Origin of the sequence: Streptococcus orisratti DSM 15617, from assembly GCF_000380105.1 — a bacterium.
Lineage (GTDB): Bacteria > Bacillota > Bacilli > Lactobacillales > Streptococcaceae > Streptococcus > Streptococcus orisratti.
The window spans coordinates 1-5,040 of the sequence record NZ_KB904518.1; the positions used below are offsets into that span (position 1 = coordinate 1).

Below are 5,040 nucleotides of genomic sequence, written 5' to 3' on the forward strand. Positions count from 1 at the left end.
GCCTACCAGTTTTATGATAAGATAGCGGAAAAGTATGGTTCGGCCAATCTCACATTGACCGGCCATTCTTTGGGAGGCAATGTCGCTCAGCGGGTGGCGCTGGAGAAAAATGCTAAAAATACGATTGTCTATAATGCCGCTCCGCTCTATATCCCAGCAGCTTCAATCGGCCTGGTGACTCAAAATCCCGCGCTTGCTTTAGCCGTAGCGGTCGGCAGTTCCGACAGTGTGAAGGATATCAAAAACGATCGAAAGACCTTTACGGGAAAAGTGACCCGGCTTAGAACCGAGTGGGACCCATTGAACCATGCGTCCAATATGGCTGGAGGTGTCTATATCGGTGATGATTATGTGATTGCGGATTCAGGCGGTCATTCTTTAGATGATATCATTGGGGACCGTGACCAAATGAAGCAGGTCACAAAGATTGTCAGCGAATCCGGCAAGGATCCCAATCTCAGGCTTCAAGAAGCCATCCATCATGTTGATGACCAGCTGAAGGCTGTCCAAAAGCTGAAGAACAAATACGCGGCTGGAGGTCTGACTGGCTCTGAAGTCATTTACCTAGATGCCCAGCAGGCGACGGCGGTCATTCAAGGGCTGACGACCCTTTCTCAGGAAGGGGTCACCCAGGTTGCCGCAGAAAAAGAAAAAGCGCTGAAACGTGCAGAGGACACCTATGATAAGCTGGATGATGTTCCCTTTGGTATGATTTTAACCCCAGATGAAGTGAAAGCGGCTTACGCAGAAGCTGGCTGTACCTATGATAGTATTGTCGGTCATGTCAACAGACATTGTTCCAAAACACAGACCCAGTTTCAGGAATTGGCGGATGATTTTAGTGAACTGCAAGACAGCATTGGGCAGGCCATTGTGACCATGGTAGAGACAGACAGTGAGATAGCAGGTATGATTAATGCAGGATAAGTGGTCTAAAAAGTGGGATGAGGTCAGTGCTCAGCAAAGACAGGAGCAGGCAGTCCTTGAAGAAATGGAAGAGAACTATCGTGCCAAACAGCGTTCTTTTGAAGAAAGATACAATCGTTTGGAAGATTATAGACAGCAGCTGCAATATGGGATTGATGCCCATTACGAAGAAAGCCTAGCAATGCTTCGCCAGCATAGTGACAACCCAAATGTTGAAGAGGCTCATCAAAATTTAGATCATTTGACTGAAATGGCTATTCAAATTAATCAAGACGAGTTTTCTACCTATCATCAAAAACTAGTAGATGAGGAAGAGGCGTTTGAACAAAACTATAAAAAGGAACATAGAGAACAGGAAGAGAAAGTAGATGCTCTATACTGGGAACTTGTTAAAATTGATCAAGCAGAAAAAGAAGAGAAAGGAATACAATAGATGTCCTGGTATAATAATTGGGGTGATTTTAAAAGTGCCGTATCAGAGGGATACGATTATGTCAGCGGTGAAATCTCAGACGGTATGGAAAGCACCAAGGAAAATGCGCTAGCAGCCTTAAGAGCCTTAAATAAAGAGTCTATCAAGCATATCCATGCTCCTCTGCGTAAAGGAGAGCGAGAGGACGCTAAACTTTTTTTCGATGGCTATGTCCAACAGATTGCCAGTGAGACAAAATCAAATTTAGAGACAGTGGAAGGAAAAATGGACAGCAGTATCAAAGGTAAGTTATCAACCTCGATTCACAAAAGTATGGAAACGAAGACTGCTGAATATGACAAGTTTAGTGAATAATTCATAGAATATCCCCTCTCAAATACCTTACGAATCTTGCCTAGCCATATCAAACCATCTCATTATAAGTCAATAAATAAACACAAATAGAAATAAATTTAAGACGAAAGGTAGAATAGGGGATATTATGACCACAACTGGTATCATCGCTGAATTTAATCCTTTTCATAATGGACACAAGTACCTTTTGGAACAGGCGCAGGGGGTAAAAATCGTAGCTATGTCGGGCAATTTTGTCCAACGTGGTGAGCCTGCGATTGTGGATAAGTGGACACGCGCGGAAATGGCTCTGCGAAATGGCGCTGATTTGGTGGTTGAATTGCCATTTTTGGTGGCTGTTCAGTCAGCGGATTACTTTGCACAAGGTGCGGTGGACATTTTAGAGCGTTTAGGTGTGGATAAGTTGGCATTTGGCACTGAAGAAAATCTGGATTATCAACACTTTTCACAGATTTATGGGGATAATCAACAGAAAATAGTGGATTACTTGAAAAGTTTGCCAGATAATTTGTCTTATCCACAGAAAACGCAGAAAATGTGGGAGACTTTTGCTGGTGTGAACTTTACTGGAAATACCCCAAATCATATTTTAGGGCTTTCTTATGCCAAAGCTTGCGCTGGAAAAGCTATTTGGCTGACTCCAATCATGCGTCAAGGAGCAGGTTATCACTCGCTCGAGACTGAAAACTCCTTTGCGTCCGCGACAAATTTGCGTGTCCACAGAAAAGATAAAGATTTTGTGGATAAATTCATGCCAAACGCGGACCTTTTCCTCAACGCCCCTCAGGTGACTTGGGATGATTATTTTCAATTGCTGAAATATCAAATTCTGACAAATGTTGATTTGACGGGGATTTTCCAAGTTAATGAAGAACTGGCTAGCCGTATCCGCTCTGCTATTAGGAGCGTAGCGACTGTGGAGGAGTTAGTGGATAAAGTTGCTACGAAACGCTATACAAAGGCTCGAATTCGTCGTATTTTGGTTTATATTTTGGTGGGAGCTGTGGAAAAGCCTTTGCCAGAAGCGATTCATGTGCTGGGATTTACGCCAAAAGGGCAGGAACACCTCAAAGCGGTGAAAAAATCTGTGGCTACCGTGGCTCGAATCGGTGCAAAACCGTGGGATGTGGTGACGCAACAAGCCGACCAAGTTTATTCGTTAGGAAATCCACACATTCAAGAACAAAACTGGGGAAAAGTACCAGTGAGAATCAAGAAGTAAGCGATTATAAGTGAAAAAAACTTCATTTTTTCTCTTGACCCTAACGTAACGTTATAGCCTATACTTATCATCGAGAGGAGCTAGTACATGAAAACAGTAAAAGAGATGAGTCAGATATCAGGCATTAGCGTGCGAACGTTGCATTATTATGATCAGATTGGTCTTTTAAGCCCCTCCTTTATTGGGGAAAATGGCTATCGCTTTTATGATATGGACGCATTTGAACGCTTGCAAGAAATTCTTCTGTTTCGTGAGCTAGAATTTCCTCTTAAAAAAATAAAGGAAATCCTGTCGGACCCAAGCTATGACAAAGAAGAAGCTTTATGCGAGCAGATAAAATGGCTCGAATTGAAAAAAGAGCATTTGGAAAAAGTTATTTGTCATGCCAAGTCCTTGCAGGAAAATGGAGGAAACATGGTGACATTTACGGCTTACGACAAGTCAGAGTTGGAAGTTTTTCAAAGGGAAGCTAAAGAACGTTGGGGAATGACGGAAGCTTATCAAGCATTTGAAAAAAATCCACAGACTGATTTTTCGGTCATTACGGAAGAAATGGTAGCGATAATGAAAGCCTTTGCAAAGTTAAAAGAGTTTTCTTTTTCTGATGGCAAGGTTCAAAAACAAGTTGAAACTTTACAAAGCTATATTAGTGAGCATTTTTACCCATGTGATGTGGAGATTTTGTCAGGTCTGGGGCAAATGTATATTGCGGATAATCGTTTCACAGCTTTTATCGATAAAGCGGCAGGTCAAGGGACAGCTAGTTTTGTTAGTTCTGCCATTCCAGAATATGTTAAAAATAACGGATAATTTATAAGTAGCCCAAGCTTTTAAAAAGCTTGGCTTTTCATTTTCAAACCAAATGTCAGCAGTTTTTGTGAACTCATGCTAAAATGAAGGTGATTAAAGCTAACGGAGGAAAATAACATGACAAAAATAGCAATCACAGGAGTTACAGGGCATTTGGGTGGTTTTGTTGCTAAGGAATTATCAGAAGCGGGTGTTGCGGCATGTCACTTGGCGCGTTCGCCAGAACGTGCTCTCAAACTGGCAGGCGCAACTGTGAAAAAGTGCAGTTATGAGTATTCTGATGAAGCTATCGCGGCTCTATCGGGAATTGATGTACTTTTTATGATTTCAGCCAAGGAGAATCCTGAACGTTTGCAACAGCATCTGGCTTTTATTGATGCAGCTAAAGCGGCTGGTGTTAAGCATATTGTTTACACTTCGTTTTACAATGCTAGTCCAAATTCAACCTTTACTTTGGCACGTGACCATGCGGCAACGGAGCAATATATTAAGGAAAAAGGATTGACTTACACTTTTTTGCGTGATAATTTTTATATTGATTTTTTTGTTGATATGGCATGCCAATATGGTGAAATCAAAGGTCCTGCAGGTAATGGAAAAGTTTCTGCTGTTGTGCGTTCAGATGTTGCCAATGTAGCAGTCGAAATTCTTAAAAATCCTGAAAAATGGGCAAATCAAACCTTAAATATGACAGGACCAGAAGAATTGACTTTATCGGAAATGGCAGAGCAAATCAGTCATTCTCTTGGGAAAACGGTGACGTACGTTGAAGAAACCGTTGAGGAAGCTTATGAATCGCGAAAAATATGGCAAGCAGAGCAATGGGAATACGATTCTTGGGTGTCAACTTATACCGCAATCGCTAAGGGGGAACAAGCAGGTTTATCAGATGATATTGAGCGTGTGCTTGGAAAAGCATCAACGTCCTTGGCAAAGTATTTGCGAGATTTGAGCTGATCTTTAATCGTTTATACACCCTAAAAAGGATTCTTTTTCCTAAAAATGGTTATTTAGTCGATTGTAAGGGATTTAAAGGTAAATTCTCAAAGTAAGTTCTAGTTCCCGTCCTTCCAGAAGTTACTCTGAGAAAACTGCATAAAACCAACAGAATTTAGTCTCAGACTAAGTTCTGTTTTTGCCTAAAATGCAGATTCAAGGGTGTTTTAGGCTTGAAATAGTTGAAAAAAAGAGTACACTAAAGTTACTGGCTCTGAGGCGTCTCAAAGTAAGTTCTAGTTATCTGGAATTTGGGATGGGACAAGTTCCTTTCTATTTTGAAATTATTTTTTGATAA

General features: G+C 41.4%; 6 protein-coding genes. All 6 read left to right on the plus strand.

What is annotated here, in order from left to right; translation table 11 throughout:
• The first annotated feature begins 69 nt into the window (after positions 1-69).
• The 6 genes from A3I7_RS14670 (at position 70) to A3I7_RS0111280 (ending at position 4,703) form a co-directional block, all read left to right on the plus strand.
• Positions 70-927, plus strand: a complete 858-nt coding sequence (locus A3I7_RS14670; protein WP_245538861.1) for a hypothetical protein — start codon at positions 70-72, stop codon at positions 925-927.
• Complete coding sequence (locus A3I7_RS0111260) at positions 917-1,360, plus strand: hypothetical protein (protein WP_018376848.1); 444 nt, start codon at positions 917-919, stop codon at positions 1,358-1,360. Before A3I7_RS14670 ends, A3I7_RS0111260 begins: the two co-directional genes overlap by 11 nt.
• Entirely contained in the window at positions 1,361-1,714 is a 354-nt protein-coding gene (locus A3I7_RS0111265) for a hypothetical protein (protein ID WP_018376849.1), read from the plus strand.
• A 127-nt stretch (positions 1,715-1,841) separates the two neighbouring features.
• A complete protein-coding gene (locus tag A3I7_RS0111270) occupies positions 1,842-2,936 on the plus strand; it encodes a nucleotidyltransferase (RefSeq protein WP_018376850.1) in 1,095 nt (364 codons plus the stop codon).
• Between the two features lie 87 nt (positions 2,937-3,023).
• Positions 3,024-3,746: a MerR family transcriptional regulator gene (locus A3I7_RS0111275; protein WP_018376851.1), complete on the plus strand. Its 723-nt coding sequence runs from the start codon at positions 3,024-3,026 to the stop codon at positions 3,744-3,746.
• 117 nt (positions 3,747-3,863) lie between these two features.
• Entirely contained in the window at positions 3,864-4,703 is an 840-nt protein-coding gene (locus tag A3I7_RS0111280; RefSeq protein ID WP_018376852.1) for an SDR family oxidoreductase, read from the plus strand.
• Positions 4,704-5,040: the final 337 nt, after the last annotated feature.